1 protein-coding gene is annotated in these 201 nt (G+C 58.2%); it reads left to right on the top strand.

All coding sequences use genetic code 11. From position 1 onward, the window contains the following. Nucleotides 1–201, top strand: a 201-nt coding sequence (locus QN359_RS20035) for a hypothetical protein (protein WP_323493542.1), incomplete at both ends; no start/stop codon positions are given.

The raw sequence follows: 201 nt of genomic DNA, 5'->3' as shown, positions 1-201 counted from the left end.
CTCGAATACCGCATCAGTTACACGAATCAGGGCAGTTCGCCGATCAAGAGCTTGAGTATCGCCGACAGCACGCCCAGCTACACCAGCTTTGTCAGTGCGTTGGCGGGTACCACGCCTGCGAGCTTGAGTAACTGCCGCAAGCAAACGCCAGCCAATCCGGCACCGGCGGCCTTGCTTGATTGTGCAGCTACGCAGACTGTT

This window comes from Undibacterium sp. 5I2, from assembly GCF_035019605.1.
In the GTDB taxonomy this organism is placed as follows: domain Bacteria; phylum Pseudomonadota; class Gammaproteobacteria; order Burkholderiales; family Burkholderiaceae_D; genus Undibacterium.
The sequence above is the reverse complement of the archived record's forward strand: the minus strand, read 5'-3'. Positions and strand labels throughout refer to the sequence as shown.